Origin of the sequence: Actinokineospora sp. HUAS TT18, assembly GCF_051364635.1 — a bacterium.
GTDB lineage: Bacteria > Actinomycetota > Actinomycetes > Mycobacteriales > Pseudonocardiaceae > Actinokineospora.
The window spans coordinates 4,603,553-4,619,481 of record NZ_CP195645.1; the positions used below are offsets into that span (position 1 = coordinate 4,603,553).

A 15,929-nucleotide genomic window follows, 5' to 3' on the forward strand; every position below is an offset into this window, starting at 1 on the left:
GTTCCTAGCCCACCGCCGACAGGGCCAGCTGGCGGGCCTGGCAGACCAGGCGGCCGGTGGAGTCGACCACCGTCGCGTCGGCGTCGAACCACATGCCGTGAACCGCCTTCGACTCGACCTGGATGCGGAGCCAGCCGGGGGCCGGGCGGGACCTCAGGTGGGCCGTCAACTGGACCGTCGGCGACCAGCCGAGCCTGCCCAGGTTGAACGTCACCGGCATCGAGATGTCGCCCGCGACGAGGGCGAACAGCGGGTCGGCGTGCTCGCCGCGCGGGCGGGCCCACAGGCGCAGGCGCAGGGGGTCGCCGATGTGGCCGTGGAGGAAGCCCGCACCGTTGGGGTCGAGGCGGACATCGCACATCTCGGTCAGGCGGAACATCGACGCCGAAGGGACCGTCGACAGGTCGATCGCGTTGCCGGGGGGTTCGGCGGGCTGGTTGGGCAGGTCGGACCAGGCCGCACGCTCGCGGGGGAGGCGGCCGGTGGTGACGACACCCTCGACGCAGGCGCGGCCGCTCTGCTCCAGGTGGACCGACACGACCGTGGTGCGGCGGCCGGTCTTGCGGATGTCGGTGCGCAGCAGCACGGGGCCGATGCCGGGCGGCCGCAGGAACTGGGCGCTGACGGCCAGCGGGTCGACCAGGGGCGCGCCCGCGCCGGTGTGGCTGGCCACGGCGGCCCTGGCCAGCAGGGCCAGCAGGAATCCGCCATGCGGCCGACCCCCGACGCTCCACGCCGCCGGGAGGTCGGCGGTGAATGTCCCGTCCCCCAATGGTCGGACCCGCACCGCGGCGGCGAATGCCCCACCAGCGGGCGCCGGTCCGCCCGCACGCACATCGCCGTGCCCTGTCGCACTACTCATGGGCACAGCCTGCCACGCGCCGCTACCGGACTCAGCGGCGCGGCGCGCCGTGAGTGAAACTCATTTCTTACTCATCAGCGCGCGCAAGAAGAACATCGTATTGGCCGGGCGCTCCGCCATCCTGCGCATCAGGTAGCCGTACCACTGCCCGCCGTAGGGCACATACACCCGGACGGTGTGGCCCTGCTGCGCCAAACGGAGCTGCTCGTCGGGGCGGATCCCGAACAGCATCTGGAACTCGAACTCGCCCGGCTTGCGGCCGTGGTGGTCGGCGCGCTCGGCGATGACGCGGACCAGGCGGGGGTCATGGGTGGCGAACATCGGGTAGCCGTCGCCCGCGAGCAGGGCGTTGACGCAGCGCACGTAGCTGCGGTCGACCTCGGCGGTCTCGGCGAACGCGACCGTGTCGGGCTCCTTGTAGGCGCCCTTGCACAGGCGCACGCGCGACCCCTCGCCGGACAGGCGGACGGCGTCGTCGAGGGTGCGGTGCAGGTAGGACTGCAGGACCGCGCCGACCCACGGCCAGCTCGCGCGCAGCTGGGCGAGGATGCGCAGCGTCGAGTCGGTGGTGGTGTGGTCCTCCATGTCGAGGGTCACCGTGGTGCCGACGGCCTCCGCGGCGCGGCAGATGCGGGAGGCGTTCTCCAGCGCCATGGCCTCGTCGAGCAGCTGGCCGACGGCGGAGAGCTTCACGCTGACCTCGGCGCGGTCGGCGAGGCCCTCGGCGCCGAGGCGGTCGAGCAGTTCGAGGTAAGCCTGGACGGTGGCCTCGGCCAGCGCGGCGTCGGTGGTGTCCTCGCCCAGGTAGTCGAGGGTGACGGTGAGACCGGAGTCCACCAGCCGCCGGGTGACGGCGACGGCTTCCTCGGTGGTCTCCCCGGCCACGAACCGGCGGACCACGTCCCGGCTGACGGGCGCGGTGGCGATGACGCGGCGGATGGTGCTGTTCCCGGCGGCGGCCAGGATCAACGTGCGCAACGGGTTCACGCGCACAATGTACGACTTGGCCCGCGCCGGGGATACAGGGGTCCTATCGTCCTACGTATCCGCTTCAGGGGTCGACGGACGGGCGAGGTGGAGGCGGGCGAACAGGAGCGCCTCGGCCAAGTCCTTCGTCCGCTCCGCGGGCCCGCGGGCACGGCGGGTCGAGATCTCCAGGATCACCTGCCCCGTGAACCCCCGCCGGGCCAACCGCTCACACAGGCTCGCGCACGGCTGGTCGCCGCGGCCGGGGACCAGGTGCTCGTCCTTGGACAGCCCGTTGCCGTCGGCGAGGTGCACGTGGGTCAGGCCCGCGCCCATGCGGTCGGCCAGGGCCATCGCGTCCATGTGGGCGGCGGAGGTGTGGGACAGGTCCAGCGTGTAGTGGCGGTGGCCGCCGTCCTCGGTGGGATCGATCGACGGCTTGAACGCCGACATGGCCATCGTCCGGCCGCCGACGCCGCGGCGGACCGGGAACATGTTCTCCACGGCCACGGCGACCCCGCTGCGGTCCTCCAGGTCCGCGACAAGATCGGCGAACGACTCCGCGTAGCGCCGCTGCCAGCGGAACGGCGGGTGGACGACCACGGTCCGCGCGTCGAGGTCCTGGGCGGCCTCGACGGCACGCCGGAGGCGCTGTTCCGGGTCGGGGGACCACACGCGCTGGGTGATCAGCAGGCAGGGCGCGTGCACGGCCATGATCGGCACCGTGCGCGCCGCCCGGCGGCGGAGGGCGCCGACGTCCTGACTGAGCGGGTCGGCCCAGACCATGACCTCGACGCCGTCGAAGCCCAGGTCGGCTGCCATCGCGAAGGCGGTCGAGGCGGTCTGCGGCCACACCGATGCCGTGGACAGCCCGACGGGGATCGCGGTCACCGTCCGAGCAGCAGCAGCACCGCCGGTGACACCGTCACCACTAAGCCGACGAGCACGGCGAGCACGGTGGTCTGCAGGTCCTCGGCACGACGGATCTTGCGGACGATCAGCACCAGCCCGACGATCACCACGACCGCGGCGATCAGCGCGGCGGCGGGCAGGAAGCCCCACAGCCAGTTGAACGCGAGCCACACGCCCGCGCCGCCGACCACGCCGAGCGCGAGCTGCCCGGCCATGATCGCCCACTCGCGGCCCGCCGACACCGGCTCGGCGTCGTCGGCGTCCTCGTCGAGGTCGTCGCGGTCGAGGTCGGTGTCGTCGTCGCGGTCGTCATCGTCGTCGAAGCCGTCGCGGCCGAAGTCGTCGAAGTCGTCGCGGCGGTCGTCGAGGTCGTCGTGGGCCTGGTAGTCGGTGAAGCGGCTCGCGGCGCGGTCGTCGAAGGACTCGACGTCCTCGAGGAACTCCGGGCGGGGGCCGCGCTGGTCGATCGCGGTCTCCGAGGCGTCGCCGGGGAACTCGTGCGGCGGGCGGCCGGGTGCGGGCGGGAACGTGGGCAGCGCGCGGCCGTCGGCGGGCTTGGGCAGCGGCTGGGACGGCTGCGGCTTGCCCAGCCCCTGCGGCACGGGCAGCTGCTGTGAGGGCTGCGCGGGCTTGGGCAGCTGCTGTGAGGGCTGCGGAACCGGCAGCGCCTGCGAGGGCTGCGGAACCGGCAGCGCTTGCGAAGGCTGCGGAACCGGCAGCGCCTGGGACGGCTGCGGGATCGGCATGGCCTGCGAGGGCTGCGCGGGCGGGCCAGACTGCGGCCTCGGCGACGCGCCAGGGGCGCGGCGCGGGAGCAGCGGCGAACGGCGCGCGGCCGGGCCGCCGAGGCCGGCGGGCGGCTCGGCGGGGTCGGGCGCCTCGCCGGGCACGCGGGGGATCTGCTCGGTGTGGCCCTCACCGGGCCGGGAGACCGGCCGCGGCGGGCGGGCCGGGTCGGCGGCCCTCGGGTCGACCCGCACGGCGTCGACACGGCCGGACGGCTCGGCCTTGCCTGCCCGCGGGTCGCGGGTCAGATCGGGTCGCGAGTCACGCGGGTCAGGAGCCTGGCGCGGGTCCGGACGCGGGTCGCGGGCCTGCTGGTCGAGTCGTGGGTCGTGGCCGGGCAGCAGCGACTGGTCGGCCCGCGGATCGATCCGCGGCGGCTCGACGCGCGGCTGGTCGGCCCTTGGCTGGGCCCTGGGCGGCTCCATGCCGGGCGGGCGGCCGAGCAGTTCCGGCGGGGTCGGCGCGGGCCTGCGGCCCTGCGGTGTGGGCTTGGGGGGCTGCGGCGAGCGGCCCTGCCGGTGTGAGACGCGCTCGTGTGGACCCTGGTCCTCGGTGATCGGCAGCATCTGGCCGCTGTCGGACATGACCCGCTCGATGATCGCCTGGGGTGCCGTGTCCGACCCGTCCTCCGGCTTGCGACGCCGTCGCCGGGGCGCGCCCTCGCCCGAGTTGCCGCCGTACTTGGCGAGCAACTCGGCTACGGTGCGCTGCTCCGAACCGCCTTCTTGACTCATCCACTCCACCGTGCCCCGTGCGGGCCGATCCGTCCAGTGCCCGCACGCGTTGGCAGGGCCCTCCCGGGTGGGAGACCCCGACTGATCTCAATCCGAGGTGACAGTGTGGTCCTCGCCGTTCGTCTGGTCCAGCCGCCGCAGGATCACGCCCTCGCGCAGCGCCCACGGCCCGATCTCGAGCTCGGGGAGTGACAGTGCTCGCATAGTGGCCTGCGCCACAAGGGCGCCCGCGACGAGCTGGTGGGCCCGGCTGGGGCTCACACCCTCCAACTCGGCCAGGTCAGCGGCCGACATGCGCGAGATGAACGCGATGAGCTGGCCGAGCCCGGACTCGGTCAGGGTACGCCGCACCCGGGGGCCCGCCGACGAGGGCGCCGCCCCGGTCAGCCTGGCCAGGGTGCGGAAGGTCTTCGAGGTGGCCACCACCCGATCGGGTTGGCCGTACTTGGCGACCCGCCGCGCGACCGGGGCCAGTTCGTCGGCCAGCCATGCCGTGGTGGTGCCGATCTCGGCACGGCTGGGCGGGTCGTTGGTGAACCGGGTGCGGGTGAGCCTGCCCGCGCCCAGGGGCAGTGACCAGGCGAAATCCGGGTCCTCGTCCATGCCCGCGGCGATCTCCAGCGAGCCGCCGCCGATGTCGAGGACGAGCAGGTTGCCCGCCGACCAGCCGTACCACCGGCGGGCTGCCAGGAACGTGTAGCGGGCCTCGTCCTCCCCGGAGAGGACCTCCAGGACGACGCCGGTCTCCTTGGCCACCCTGGCGAGCACGGCGGCGGAGTTGGTGGCCTCGCGCACCGCGGAGGTGGCGAAGGCCATCATCTCGGCGCAGCCGAGCCGCACCGACGAGTCCTTGGCCGCGGCGACGGTGCGGACCAACTCGTCCGCACCGGCCTTGGACAGCATCCCGGACCGGGTGATGCGCTCCGCGAGCCGCAGCACGGTCTTCTCCGACCGCGCGGGCGTGGGGTGCGCACCCCGGTGGGCGTCCACCACAAGCAGGTGGACCGTGTTCGAGCCGACGTCCAATACCCCTAACCGCACGTGGGGAACCGTACCGTCAGGACTCGAATTTGTAGCCGAGGCCGCGCACGGTCACCAGGTGGCGCGGCGAGGCCGGGTCGGGCTCGATCTTCGAGCGCAGCCGCTTGACGTGCACGTCGAGGGTCTTGGTGTCGCCGACGTAGTCCGCGCCCCACACCCGGTCGATGAGCTGGCCGCGGGTGAGCACCCGGCCGACGTTGCGCAGCAGGTACTCGAGGAGGTCGAACTCCTTGAGCGGCAGGGGGATGTCCTCACCGTCCACTGTGACCACGTGCCGCTCGACGTCCATCCGGACCGGACCGGCCGCGAGCACCTGGGGCAGCAGCTCGCCGTCGCCGCCCGCCTCGCCGCCGCGGCGCAGGACCGCGCGGACCCGGGCGATCAGCTCGCGCGCCGAGTAGGGCTTGGTGACGTAGTCGTCGGCACCCAGTTCCAGGCCGACGACCTTGTCGATCTCGCTGTCGCGGGCGGTCACCATGATCACCGGCACGGCCGATCGCTGCCGCAGCGCCTTGCAGACGTCGGTGCCGCTCATGCCGGGGAGCATGAGGTCGAGCAGCACGATGTCGGCACCGTTGCGGTCGAACTCCTCCAACGCCTGCTGGCCGGTGGCGGCCACCGCTGCGGTGAAGCCCTCCTTGCGCAGCAGGAAGGCAAGCGGGTCGGCGAAGGACTCCTCGTCCTCGACGATCAGCACTCTCGTCATGCCATTCCTCCGTGATCGGTACCGGCACCGTCGGACTTCGACGGGGCCATCGACGCGGCCAGCGACGGGACCGCCGTGCGACCCGCCCTGCCTTCCGCGCTCTTGCCGTCCGCGCCCGCGGTGGCGGGCGGATCGAGATGCGCGGGGATGCGCAAAGTGAACGTGGAGCCGAGACCGGGCTTGCTCCAGAGCTTGACCTCGCCGCCGTGGTTGGCCGCGACGTGCTTGACGATCGCCAGGCCGAGCCCGGTGCCGCCGGTGGCCCGCGAGCGCGCCTTGTCGACGCGGTAGAACCGCTCGAACACCCGCTGCTGCTCCTCCTCGGCGATGCCGATGCCCCGGTCGGTGACGGCGATCTCGACGTAGCCGTCGACCAGCTTGCGGCTCACCGACACCGGGTTGCCCGGCGGCGAGTAGGCCAGGGCGTTCTCCAGCAGGTTCGACAGGGCCGTGACCAGCAGCGTCCGGTCGCCCTCGACGAGCAGCGCGCTGTCGTCGTCGGTGGTGACGTCGATGCCGGTGGACTCCATGACCAGCTGCGCGCGGCCGAGCGCCTCGCGCACGACGGCGTCGACCTCGACGGTGTTCAGCTCGGGCAGCCGCTCGGCGCCCTGCAGCCGCGACAGCGCGATCAGCTCGGTGACGAGGGTGCCGAGCCGGTTGCCCTCGCGGAGGATCTTGGTGGTGAACCGGCGGACCTCGACGGGGTCGTCGGCGGCGTCGAGCACGGCCTCGGCGAGCAGCGCCATCGCGCCGACCGGGGTCTTGAGCTCGTGGCTGACGTTGGCGACGAAGTCGCGCCTGGTCGCCTCGAGGCGGACGGCGTCGGACTGGTCGTCGGCGTCGACGACGGTGAAGCCCTCGCCGAGCGGGCGGACCTCACCGAGCACGGCCTCCGGGCTGCGGCCGCCGCGCGACTCCAGCGGCGACAGGTCGATCTCCACCGCCTCGCCGGTCTCCAGCACGAGATCGGCCGCCTTGCGGGCGCGGTCGTCGACCTGGCGGTTGCGGACTAAACCGAGGGCCTCGGCGCGCGGGTTGTGGATCACCACGTCACCGAAGTGGTTGAGCACGACGACGCCCGAGTGCGACGAGTGCACGAGGCGCTGGACGAGCTCGGAGACCGTCGGGCCGACGGGTCGTCGGATCGCCGACCGGCCCCGGGACCGACCGACGAGGAAACCGACGAGGGCGCCGACCAGCAACGCGCTGATCGACAGGACTACGCAAGCCACGACCACACCCGGATCGTAAGCAGGTCAGGAGGGGTTTGGGCCAGTCCGCCGAGCGGTTCAGTGACGGTACTGACATCGATCAGACCGCTTGTTCCGCCCATGGCCAGATTTCGTTCACCCGAACGTGTCCTACTGAGCGGTAACATCGGACGGCCGGGCCAGGTGTCATGGGCTGTTCCACCGCCTCTGGCCTCCGGACGACCGAGAGGCCACCCGCGCGCCAACTGGCGTCGCGCGGATGGCCTCCGGGTGTCTGGATGATCAGCGGCCTTGGTTGGCCACGGCCGCGATGGCGACCTCGGCGGCGGCCGGGTCGAGGTACGTGCCGCCCCGGTTAGTCGGGGCGAGAGCGTCGTCGAGGTCGTAGCGCAGCGGGATGCCGGTCGGGATGTTGAGGCCCGCGATGTCGGCGTCGGAGATCGCGTCGAGGTGCTTGACCAGCGCGCGCAGCGAGTTGCCGTGCGCGGCGACGAGCACGGTCTTGCCCGCCTTCAGGTCGGGCACGATCTCGGCCTCCCAGTACGGCACGACGCGCGCGACGACGTCCTTGAGGCACTCGGTCAGGGGTGCGTCGATGCCCGCGTAGCGCGGGTCGCCGTCCTGGCTGAACTCGCTGCCGGGCTCGATCGGCGGCGGCGGGGTGTCGTAGGAGCGGCGCCAGAGCATGAACTGCTCCTCGCCGAACTCCTCGAGGGTCTGCTTCTTGTTCTTGCCCTGCAGCGCGCCGTAGTGCCGCTCGTTGAGCCGCCAGTCGCGCTTGACCGGGATCCAGTGGCGGTCGGCGGCGTCGAGGGCCAGGTTCGCGGTGGAGATCGCGCGCCGCTGCAGCGACGTGTGGACCACGTCGGGCAGCAGGTCCGCCTCGCGCAGCAGGTGACCGCCGCGGGTCGCCTCGGCGACGCCCTTCGGGGTGAGGTCGACGTCGACCCAGCCGGTGAACAGGTTCTGGGCGTTCCAGACGCTCTCGCCGTGCCGGATGAGCACCAAGGTTCCAATAGCCATGGCGAAGAGCCTGCCAGATCGCCGAGCGGGCTGAACCGTGAAAGTCGTCTCGCCTGGGACACCTCTCCTGGACCGGCGAGCGGCGCCCTCTGGGCTGAACGGTGTATGAGATACGGCACTCCGTCACGGGTGTCCCCCGTTCGGGTTAACGGCGGGAGGCGACCAGGCGTATCGACGACCCATAGTTGTCCATGCAAAGGATTCCGTGATCAAACAGTTACTTACCCTGAGCAATTTCCACGATCGGCGTAATACCTGGCCTTGTGCGGGTGTCGAAGGTCTGCCAAGTTGACTCCTGCCACACCGGACCGGCTCCCACGCACTCCCTGGTCCGAGGTGGTCCGCGCGCGGCTCGACTCCCCTGCCGAGCCGCTCGCCCCGACCGATTCGTCCGTGGCCTCCCCCGCCACTGGATTCGGCGGGCTTTGGTCGCGGAGCGGTTCAGATACGACTCCCCCTCGCTGAACCGCCCCGCGACCTCTCAAGACTCCTGGGCCACCGGTCGAGCCGCCCGCGCACGCCGCCGCCACCGCAGCACCAGGAACGCGGGAATGCCGAAGACCAGCAGGAACGGCAGCGACACCGCGATCATCCGCAGCACGAACTCGCCCGCGTCGAGGAACGCGTGCCACCCGCCGGAGAAGGCGCCGCCGACCGTCGGGTCGTCCTCGCTGGGCAGCGGGGCGTCCTTGTCGATCGACATCCGCAGGGTCACCGTCGACATGGCGACGCTGCCCGCGAGCTTCTCCCGCCGCTTCAGCAGTGACTCCAGGTCGGCCTCCCGGCGGGTCACCTCGGACTCCAGCTGGACGATCTCGGAGATTCCCGTGGCCCGGCCGAGCAGTGCGCGCACCCGGTCGAGGCTGGCCCGCTGGGTCTGGATGCGGCTCTCCACGTCGACGAGCTGCTCGGTGACGTCCTGCGCGGACTGGTTCCGCGACTCGACCTTGCCCAGCGCGGAGAGCTCACCCAAGGCGGCGTCGAGCTTGTCGGACGGCACGAACAGCGTCATCGTCGCCGCGTTCGGCCCGACCTCCTCCTCGCCGGTGTAGCCGCCCGCGGCCACCGCGACCCCGCGCGCCCGGCTGGTCGCGTCGGTGATGTCGGGGGTGATCAGCCGCAGCGACGCGGTGCGCACCAGCTTGCGGTCGACCCCCGGCTGGGCCACCTGCTCGGCCTCCTTGGCGGGCGCCGAGCCCGCGCCGCCACCGCCGGTGTTCGCCGCCTCCGGGGCAACGGCCATGTCTCCCCGCATGGCCGGTGCGGCGGTGCTGGACTCCGGCGCCGAGGCACCGCACGCGCTCACGCTCACCGCGGCGGCGGTGGCTAACAGCAGTCCTGCCAGACGTCTTCTCATCCGTGGCCTCCCAGTCCGTACCGATCAGGTTGTGCTGATCAGACGGAGTCCAGGCTGCCGCCCGTTGCCGCGCCGCTGGTCACGCTTCTGCGTCGTCTGAGACACGCCGCCGTTGCTCAGGCTCCAGCAGGTGCTCGAATGCCTTCAGGTTCGCCAGCGACTCCCCGCGCGAGGTCCGCCAGTCCCACTCGCGGCGGATCGACGAGGCGAAGCCGATCTCCAGGATCGCGTTGAAGTCGCCGTCGGCGGCCTCCAGGACCTGGCCGAGCAGCCGGTCGAGCTCGTCGGGGGTGACCGAGGCGAGGCTGACCCGGCCCAGCAGGTAGATGTCGCCGACGGTGTCGATCGTGTACGCCACGCCGTAGAGCTTGGCGTTGCGTTTGAGCAGGTAGCGGTAGACGGCCTCGTGCGCCTCGTCGGGTCGGCGACAGACGAACGCCTCCACGACAAGACCGTGGTTGCCGACGATCAGCCAGGTGTTGGTCTGCTGCTTCTTGGTGCCCGGCAGGGTCACCAGGAAGCGGCCGGGCCGCGGGTTGTCGTAGGCCAGCTCCCGCTCATCGAGGGTCTGCTTGATGACAAGGTCTAGGTCACTCATCGGGTCACCTCAGGCGCCGGGTGGCAGTCGCAGGCCCACTGTGACATTGGTTCGCTCGCAAGCTCGCTCACACCGCTACTTCAGCACGCGTCAGCGAGTACCGCAGAGCCTGGTCGGCGTCGATGTACCCGGCGATGAGGGCGTCAGTGGTCCGGTCCCACGAGAACGCGTGCGCGTGGCGGACCGCGCCGATGGCCAGCCGCGCGCGCAGCCCGGGGTCGCGGGCGAGCCTGCCGAGCGCGTCGGCCCAGTCGCCGGTGGCGTGGCCGTCGACCAGCAGGCCGGAGCGGCCGTCGGCCACCGCGACCGGCAGCCCGCCGACCGCGGCGGCCACGACCGGTGTGCCGCAGGCCTGCGCCTCCAGGGCGACCAGGCCGAAGCTCTCGTTGTGGCTGGGCACGGCGACGACGTCGGCGGCGCGGTAGATCCGCGCCAGCGCCGCGCCGGACTGTGGCGGGAGGAACCGGACGACATCGGTGATGCCCAGCGCGACGGCGAGGTCCTGCAACGCGGCGGGCTGTTCGAGGCCCGTGCCCGAAGGACCGCCCGCGACCAGCACGACCAGCTTGTCCCGGTCGACACCACCGCGGGCCAGCAGCTCTGCGGCGGCGCGAAGCAGGACGTCCGGGGCTTTGAGGGGCTGGATGCGGCCGACGAAGGCGAATACCACCGCGTCCGGGCGCAGGCCGAGGGCCGAGCGGGCGGCGAGGCGGTCGCCGGGGCGGAAGCGGTCGAGGTCGACGCCCGGGGCGATGATGTCGACCCGCTCGGGGTCGGCGTCGTAGAGGGCGACGAGCTGCTGGGCCTCGACGTCGGTGTTGGCGACGAGCCGGTCGGCGAAGTCGACGATCTGCTGCTCGCCGATGACCCGCTGCCGCGGCTCGGGGGTGTCGCCGTCGGCCAGCGCGGCGTTCTTGACCTTGGCCAGGGTGTGCGCGGTGTGCACGAGCGGGACGCCCCAGCGTTCCCTGGCGATGCGGCCGACCTGGCCGGAGAGCCAGTAGTGGGAATGCAGCAGGTCGTAGTGGCCGGGTTCGTGTCTGGCCTCGGCGCGCAGCAGGCCCGCGGTGAACCCGCACAGCTCGGCGGGCAGGTCGGCGCGGCTGAGCCCCTCGAACGGGCCCGCCGAGACGTGCCGGACCAGCACGCCGGGGACCAACTCGGCGACCGGCGGCAGGTCGGACGACGTGGCCCGGGTGAACACCTCCACCTCGATGCCGCGCTCGGCCATGCGGGTGGCGGTCTCGGTGATGTAGACGTTCATGCCGCCCGCGTCGCCCGTGCCGGGCTGTTCGAGCGGGGACGTGTGGACCGAGAGCACCGCGACTCGACGCGGCTGCATGGGAGACACCCCGTTCACCCCTTCCGCCTGCTCCGTCGGAAGAATCAACGCGCCAGCGGGCGGGGAATTCCTGGCGTGACCTATGCCACACCCAGCGTGCTCAGCTGAGGACACACCAGCCGTCGTCCGCGTTGACCTCCACCGGCAGCACCCGGCCGAGGCTGACCTCGACCTCGAACACCACGCGGTCGCCCTCGACGGTGCGCGGCTTCTCGGCGAGCTTGGCCTGCCCGGTCTCCGACCCGACCGTGAACACCGCGCCCGCGCGCGTCTTCTGGCAGGTCAGCGCCTTCGCGGCGGCCTCGTCCTTGGCGTTGACCGCCGTGACGTACTTCTCGGCGTGCCCACGGGCCTCGGCGACCTTGTCCTCGCCCATAGGCGCCTTCGTCGTGGTCTCGGGCAGCGCGGACGGGTCGACGGTCATCGGCGTGACGGGCTGGTCCGAGGTCGGGAACGTCTCGGTCGGCACCGGGGGAAGCGTCGGACTGCCGAGATCGCGCGACGACCACCACCAGAACCACCCGCCGCCACCGGCGAGCAGCAGCAGGACCAGAACCAGCGCGATCACCCAGGCCCGGCTCTTCCGCGGCGGCTGCGGCGGCTGACCGTAAGGCGGCTGGCCGTACGGCTGCCCGTAGCCCTGCGGTTGCCCATACGGTTGCTGCGGTCCAGTCATGTGATCCCCCGAGGTCATTGGCTGTCGACCCGGGCAGGCTATCGAGCCGTGATCACGTGCTCACGCACGGCGCCATTGAACTCTTCCACGCACTCGACGAACGGCATGTGCCCTACACCTGACAACCAGAGGGCTTTGGCGCCGGGGACGTTCTTGATCGCGTACTCGGCGGCGGAGGGGTCGACGACGGTGTCCTCAGTGCCGTGGACCACCAGCGTCGGGACGTTGATGCCCGCGAGCACGTCCGCGCTGTCGACGTCCCGCTTGAACAGGGCTTTCCGGACCGCGGGCCGCACCGCGAGTGTCGCGCCGACCCGCCGCTGCACCTCGGCGCCCGGCGCGGGCGAGCTCGTCATGCCCTCGGCCAGCCGCGTCACGGCGGGCACGGCGACCGCGGGATCCGCGGACAGCACATCCGGGATCGCGGCCTTCATCACCGGCCCGACAGCGCCGCCGGGGCGGTCGCGGCCGATCTCGGTCAAGGCACCGACGAGGACGATCGACGCCACGCCCGAGCCGCCTTCGCGCAGATAGTCAGTGATCACCAGGCCGCCGTAGGACCAGCCGACCAGCGTCGCCGGACCCTTGGCCAGCGCGAGCACCGCGGCGAGGTCGGCCGCCCAGACCGCCGGGTCGGCGTAGCCCGCCTCGGGGGAGTCGGACTCGCCGTGGCCGCGCAGGTCGGGCGCGATCAGGAAGAACTCGTCGGCCAGAGGGCGCTGGGCCGACCATGCCGCGCCGGACTGGCCCCAGCCGTGGAGCAGCACGATCGCCGGGGCCGCCGGGTCGCCCGCCGTGCGCACGGCCAGGCGAGCGCCCCCGGCGCCCTCGACGAACGAGATCACTTGAGGGCCGACATCTTCTGCCACTGCGCCCACGGGATCAGCCAGTCGTAGACGTCCGACGTCGCGGGCATGTTCGCCTGGGAGCCGGTGACCTCGACCGGGTCGCCGATGATCGCGCTGTCGAAGTAGGCCTTCGCGTCGGCCTCCAGCAGGTTCACGCAGCCGTGCGAGGTGTTGGCCTTGCCGATGTTGGCGCGGTTCTCCTCGTTCTCGTGGATGAACTCGCCGTGGTTGGAGATGCGGACGGCCCACTTCTTCTTGACGTTGGTGTAGCCGTAGCGCGGGTTGGAGAAGTCGCCGATCGGGTCCTTCTGCATGACGATCATGGTGCCGTTGGGCGTGTTCAGGTTCGGGTCGGCGTCCTTGCCGTTGCTCGACGGGTAGCTCGCGAACAGCTTGCCGTCGCGGTAGACGTTCATCTTGTGGTCGGGGGTGTTGACCTTCACGACCTGGTTGCGCCCGATGGTGAACTTCGTCGACAGGTCGGCCTTGCCGAACGCGCCGCCGCCGTAGTTCACCCCGTAGAGCTTCGCGGTCACGGTGACCTTGGTGCCCGCGGGCCAGTACACCTTGGGCCGCCAGTCGACCTGCTGGTCGTGCAGCCACGCCCACGAGCCCTCGACCGGCACCGACGTCTCGACCTTCAGCGCCTTCTCCACGGTGGCCTTGTCGACGACCTTGCCCTCGGGGAACTTGATGCTGATCGGCATCGCCACGCCGACCGTGGCGTTGTCGCCCGGGTTGATCGTGGCGCGCGGGGTCTTGGCGGGCTTGAGCGTGGTGAAGGCGCCCTTCAGCTCGACCTTCTTGCCGTCGGAGCCGGTCGCGCTCGCGGTGTAGGAGTACTTCTTGCCGAAGCCCAGCGTCTCCGCGTTGGTCCAACTCAGCTTGTCCGCCGCGACGGCGCCCTTGACGGCCTTGCCCTCGTCGTTGGTGAGCGTGACCGCGTCGATGGTGCCCTCGGTGACGGTGATCGTGACCGGGTCGGTCGGCAAGACGTCGGTGGCGTCGGCCGCGGGCTGCGCGACGAGCTTGGCCTTGGGCGGGGCGTCGCCGCCACCACCTGATCCGCTGCCGCTGCCCGCCGTCTCGGACGTGCACCCGACCGCCAGTGCCAGGGTCAGGAACAGGATCGCGAGGATCCCTGTCCGATTACGTCTCACCGTGCGCCTCCCAGTACTCAGTCTCATCCCATAGATGAGGACGCGCGGGCCGCGGTGCGGTGCGGCACCCGCGTGTGTGATGGTGCTCATACCACCCACACCGGGGGGTGCGGGGAGGATCGTCGCCGTGAACAACCCCATCGCAGTAGTCACCGGCGCCAGCGCGGGCATCGGCGCGGCCACCGCACGGCAGTTGGCGGCGGCGGGCTTCGACGTCGTGCTCGGCGCCCGGCGGCTCGACCTGCTCAGCAAGGTCGCCGCGGAGATCAGCGGCCACGCGATCGAGCTGGACGTGACCGACACCGCGTCGATCGAGGCGTTCTGTGCCCGGGTCCCAGCCTGCCACGTCCTGGTGAACAACGCAGGCGGCGCCCGCGGCCTCGACCGCGTCGACTCGGCAGACGACGAGCGCTGGGAGTGGATGTGGGAGGCCAACGTCATGGGCACCCTGCGCATGACCCGGGCCCTGCTGCCCAAGCTCATCGCCTCCGGCGACGGCCACGTGGTCACGGTGCCGTCCATCGCCGCGGTGGAGATCTACGACGGGGGCGCGGGCTACACCGCGGCCAAGCACGCCCAGTCGGCGCTGCACCGCACGCTGCGCGGTGAACACCTCGGCCAGCCGGTGCGGTTCACCGAGGTGCTGCCGGGGATGGTCGAGACGGACTTCTCGGTCAACCGGTTCGACGGCGACATGGAGCGGGCCGACAAGGTCTACGAGGGCCTGGTCCCGCTCACCGCAGACGACGTGGCCGACGTGATCACCTTCGCGGTGACGCGGCCGCCGCACGTCAACCTGGACCAGATCGTCATGAAGCCGCGCGCGCAGGCGTCGGCGACGCGGGCACACCGCGGCTGACCTGGTTGGGGGATCTGCAGCTCCCCCGACCAGCTAGTCGAGCCTGGTGTCGGCGTACTCGATCATCGCCGCGCGCAGGAACTCCGCGACGCGCGGGTCGGACTTGTCGAAGTTCGCCCGGAACCGCGGGTCGTCGGCGTACAGGTCGGCAAGGCCCTTGTACGACTCGCGGTTCGGCTGCCAGAACTCGCCGAGCCACCGGTGGTGGCCCGCGATGGTCTCCTGGACCTCCGGGTCACCGGGCGCGCGCCCGGCGTCGATGTGCGCGACGAGCGTGTCGAGCGCGGCGAGCCATGCCTGACCGTGCGTGGCCCACCATTGCTTGCTGGTGCCCTTGAACTTCGCGTTCGCCGCGTCGACCTTCTCCGCACCCCAGCGCTGCCGCGCCTCTTCCTGAAGCTCGGCCTGCTTGGCGGCGTCGAAGCCCTCGAACCAGTGTTCCGCGGACTTGGCCGTCATCTTGTCTCCTCCTTCCACGTCCTCGATGGTGCGGGCGACGGTGGTCGCCAGCCGGTCGAACCGGTCGCGCTCGGCGAGCAGCCAGCGGTGGTGCATCCGCAGGGCCTGCACCTTGTCGCGGCCGTCGTCGACGATCTCGGCGATCGCGTCCAGGCCGAGGCCCAACTCGCGCAGGACCAGGATCTGCTGCAGGCGCAGCAGCTGTTCCTGCTCGTAGTAGCGATATCCGTTGCCGCCCACGGACGCGGGCCGCAGCAGTCCGATGTCGTCGTAGTGGCGCAGGGTCCGCGATGTCACCTTCGACATCCGGGCGACCTGCGCGATCGACCAGCTCATCACCGTCTCCCTCAGGACCGGTCCATCCGGTCTGGGAACCACGGTAGAAG

General features: G+C 71.6%; 16 protein-coding genes. 1 reads left to right on the forward strand and 15 read right to left on the reverse strand.

Annotation, left to right across the window (positions count from 1 at the left end):
• Positions 1-4: 4 nt before the first annotated feature.
• The 14 genes from ACSHT8_RS20940 to ACSHT8_RS21005 form a co-directional block, all read right to left on the reverse strand.
• Positions 5-862, reverse strand: coding sequence for a thioesterase family protein (locus ACSHT8_RS20940; protein ID WP_436492596.1), 858 nt, complete (start codon positions 860-862; stop codon positions 5-7).
• Positions 863-922: 60 nt separating this feature from the next.
• Entirely contained in the window at positions 923-1,849 is a 927-nt protein-coding gene (locus ACSHT8_RS20945; protein WP_436492598.1) for a proline dehydrogenase family protein, read from the reverse strand.
• A 51-nt stretch (positions 1,850-1,900) separates the two neighbouring features.
• Positions 1,901-2,650, reverse strand: a complete 750-nt coding sequence (locus ACSHT8_RS20950) for a sugar phosphate isomerase/epimerase family protein (RefSeq protein ID WP_436502127.1) — start codon at positions 2,648-2,650, stop codon at positions 1,901-1,903.
• A 65-nt stretch (positions 2,651-2,715) separates the two neighbouring features.
• Positions 2,716-4,260: a hypothetical protein gene (locus ACSHT8_RS20955; RefSeq protein WP_436492600.1), complete on the reverse strand. Its 1,545-nt coding sequence runs from the start codon at positions 4,258-4,260 to the stop codon at positions 2,716-2,718.
• An 87-nt stretch (positions 4,261-4,347) separates the two neighbouring features.
• Entirely contained in the window at positions 4,348-5,301 is a 954-nt protein-coding gene (locus ACSHT8_RS20960; protein WP_436492601.1) for a Ppx/GppA phosphatase family protein, read from the reverse strand.
• A gap of 16 nt (positions 5,302-5,317) precedes the next feature.
• Positions 5,318-6,007, reverse strand: a complete 690-nt coding sequence (locus ACSHT8_RS20965) for a response regulator transcription factor (RefSeq protein ID WP_054052525.1) — start codon at positions 6,005-6,007, stop codon at positions 5,318-5,320.
• Complete coding sequence (locus ACSHT8_RS20970) at positions 6,004-7,209, reverse strand: sensor histidine kinase (RefSeq protein WP_436502128.1); 1,206 nt, start codon at positions 7,207-7,209, stop codon at positions 6,004-6,006. The genes ACSHT8_RS20965 and ACSHT8_RS20970 overlap by 4 nt, the downstream gene beginning before the upstream one ends.
• A 294-nt stretch (positions 7,210-7,503) precedes the next feature.
• On the reverse strand, positions 7,504-8,244 hold the full coding sequence (locus ACSHT8_RS20975; protein ID WP_436492602.1) for a phosphoglyceromutase: 741 nt from the start codon (positions 8,242-8,244) through the stop codon (positions 7,504-7,506).
• 481 nt (positions 8,245-8,725) lie between these two features.
• Positions 8,726-9,601 carry a DUF4349 domain-containing protein gene (locus tag ACSHT8_RS20980; protein WP_436492604.1) on the reverse strand — a complete coding sequence of 292 codons (876 nt, stop codon included), beginning with the start codon at positions 9,599-9,601 and terminating at the stop codon, positions 8,726-8,728.
• Positions 9,602-9,680: 79 nt separating this feature from the next.
• Positions 9,681-10,199, reverse strand: coding sequence for a YbjN domain-containing protein (locus ACSHT8_RS20985; protein WP_436492606.1), 519 nt, complete (start codon positions 10,197-10,199; stop codon positions 9,681-9,683).
• Positions 10,200-10,266: 67 nt separating this feature from the next.
• Positions 10,267-11,541 (reverse strand): D-inositol-3-phosphate glycosyltransferase, encoded by a 1,275-nt coding sequence (gene mshA / locus ACSHT8_RS20990; RefSeq protein WP_436492607.1) that lies wholly within the window; start codon positions 11,539-11,541, stop codon positions 10,267-10,269.
• 100 nt (positions 11,542-11,641) lie between these two features.
• Complete coding sequence (locus ACSHT8_RS20995) at positions 11,642-12,217, reverse strand: hypothetical protein (RefSeq protein WP_436492608.1); 576 nt, start codon at positions 12,215-12,217, stop codon at positions 11,642-11,644.
• A 38-nt stretch (positions 12,218-12,255) separates the two neighbouring features.
• Positions 12,256-13,062, reverse strand: a complete 807-nt coding sequence (locus tag ACSHT8_RS21000; protein WP_436492609.1) for an alpha/beta fold hydrolase — start codon at positions 13,060-13,062, stop codon at positions 12,256-12,258.
• The gene (locus ACSHT8_RS21005; RefSeq protein ID WP_436502129.1) at positions 13,059-14,252 is read right to left on the reverse strand and encodes a L,D-transpeptidase; all 1,194 of its coding nucleotides are present in this window, start codon (positions 14,250-14,252) and stop codon (positions 13,059-13,061) included. The genes ACSHT8_RS21000 and ACSHT8_RS21005 overlap by 4 nt, the downstream gene beginning before the upstream one ends.
• Before the next feature lie 100 nt (positions 14,253-14,352).
• Here ACSHT8_RS21005 and ACSHT8_RS21010 point away from each other — a divergent pair, with 100 nt between their 5' ends.
• Positions 14,353-15,084, forward strand: a complete 732-nt coding sequence (locus ACSHT8_RS21010; protein ID WP_436492610.1) for an SDR family NAD(P)-dependent oxidoreductase — start codon at positions 14,353-14,355, stop codon at positions 15,082-15,084.
• 33 nt (positions 15,085-15,117) lie between these two features.
• Here ACSHT8_RS21010 and ACSHT8_RS21015 read toward each other — a convergent pair whose 3' ends face one another.
• Positions 15,118-15,879: a MerR family transcriptional regulator gene (locus tag ACSHT8_RS21015; protein WP_436492611.1), complete on the reverse strand. Its 762-nt coding sequence runs from the start codon at positions 15,877-15,879 to the stop codon at positions 15,118-15,120.
• Positions 15,880-15,929: the final 50 nt, after the last annotated feature.

Coding starts and splice junctions, on each gene's coding strand:
- ACSHT8_RS20940 (WP_436492596.1), bottom strand. CDS start 862: ATGAGTAGTGCGACAGGGCACGGCGATGTGCGTGCGGGCGGACCGGCG.
- ACSHT8_RS20950 (WP_436502127.1), bottom strand. CDS start 2,650: ATGGCAGCCGACCTGGGCTTCGACGGCGTCGAGGTCATGGTCTGGGCC.
- ACSHT8_RS20955 (WP_436492600.1), bottom strand. CDS start 4,260: ATGAGTCAAGAAGGCGGTTCGGAGCAGCGCACCGTAGCCGAGTTGCTC.
- ACSHT8_RS20965 (WP_054052525.1), bottom strand. CDS start 6,007: ATGACGAGAGTGCTGATCGTCGAGGACGAGGAGTCCTTCGCCGACCCG.
- ACSHT8_RS20975 (WP_436492602.1), bottom strand. CDS start 8,244: ATGGCTATTGGAACCTTGGTGCTCATCCGGCACGGCGAGAGCGTCTGG.
- ACSHT8_RS20980 (WP_436492604.1), bottom strand. CDS start 9,601: ATGAGAAGACGTCTGGCAGGACTGCTGTTAGCCACCGCCGCCGCGGTG.
- ACSHT8_RS20985 (WP_436492606.1), bottom strand. CDS start 10,199: ATGAGTGACCTAGACCTTGTCATCAAGCAGACCCTCGATGAGCGGGAG.
- mshA (WP_436492607.1), bottom strand. CDS start 11,541: ATGCAGCCGCGTCGAGTCGCGGTGCTCTCGGTCCACACGTCCCCGCTC.
- ACSHT8_RS20995 (WP_436492608.1), bottom strand. CDS start 12,217: ATGACTGGACCGCAGCAACCGTATGGGCAACCGCAGGGCTACGGGCAG.
- ACSHT8_RS21005 (WP_436502129.1), bottom strand. CDS start 14,252: ATGAGACTGAGTACTGGGAGGCGCACGGTGAGACGTAATCGGACAGGG.
- ACSHT8_RS21015 (WP_436492611.1), bottom strand. CDS start 15,879: ATGAGCTGGTCGATCGCGCAGGTCGCCCGGATGTCGAAGGTGACATCG.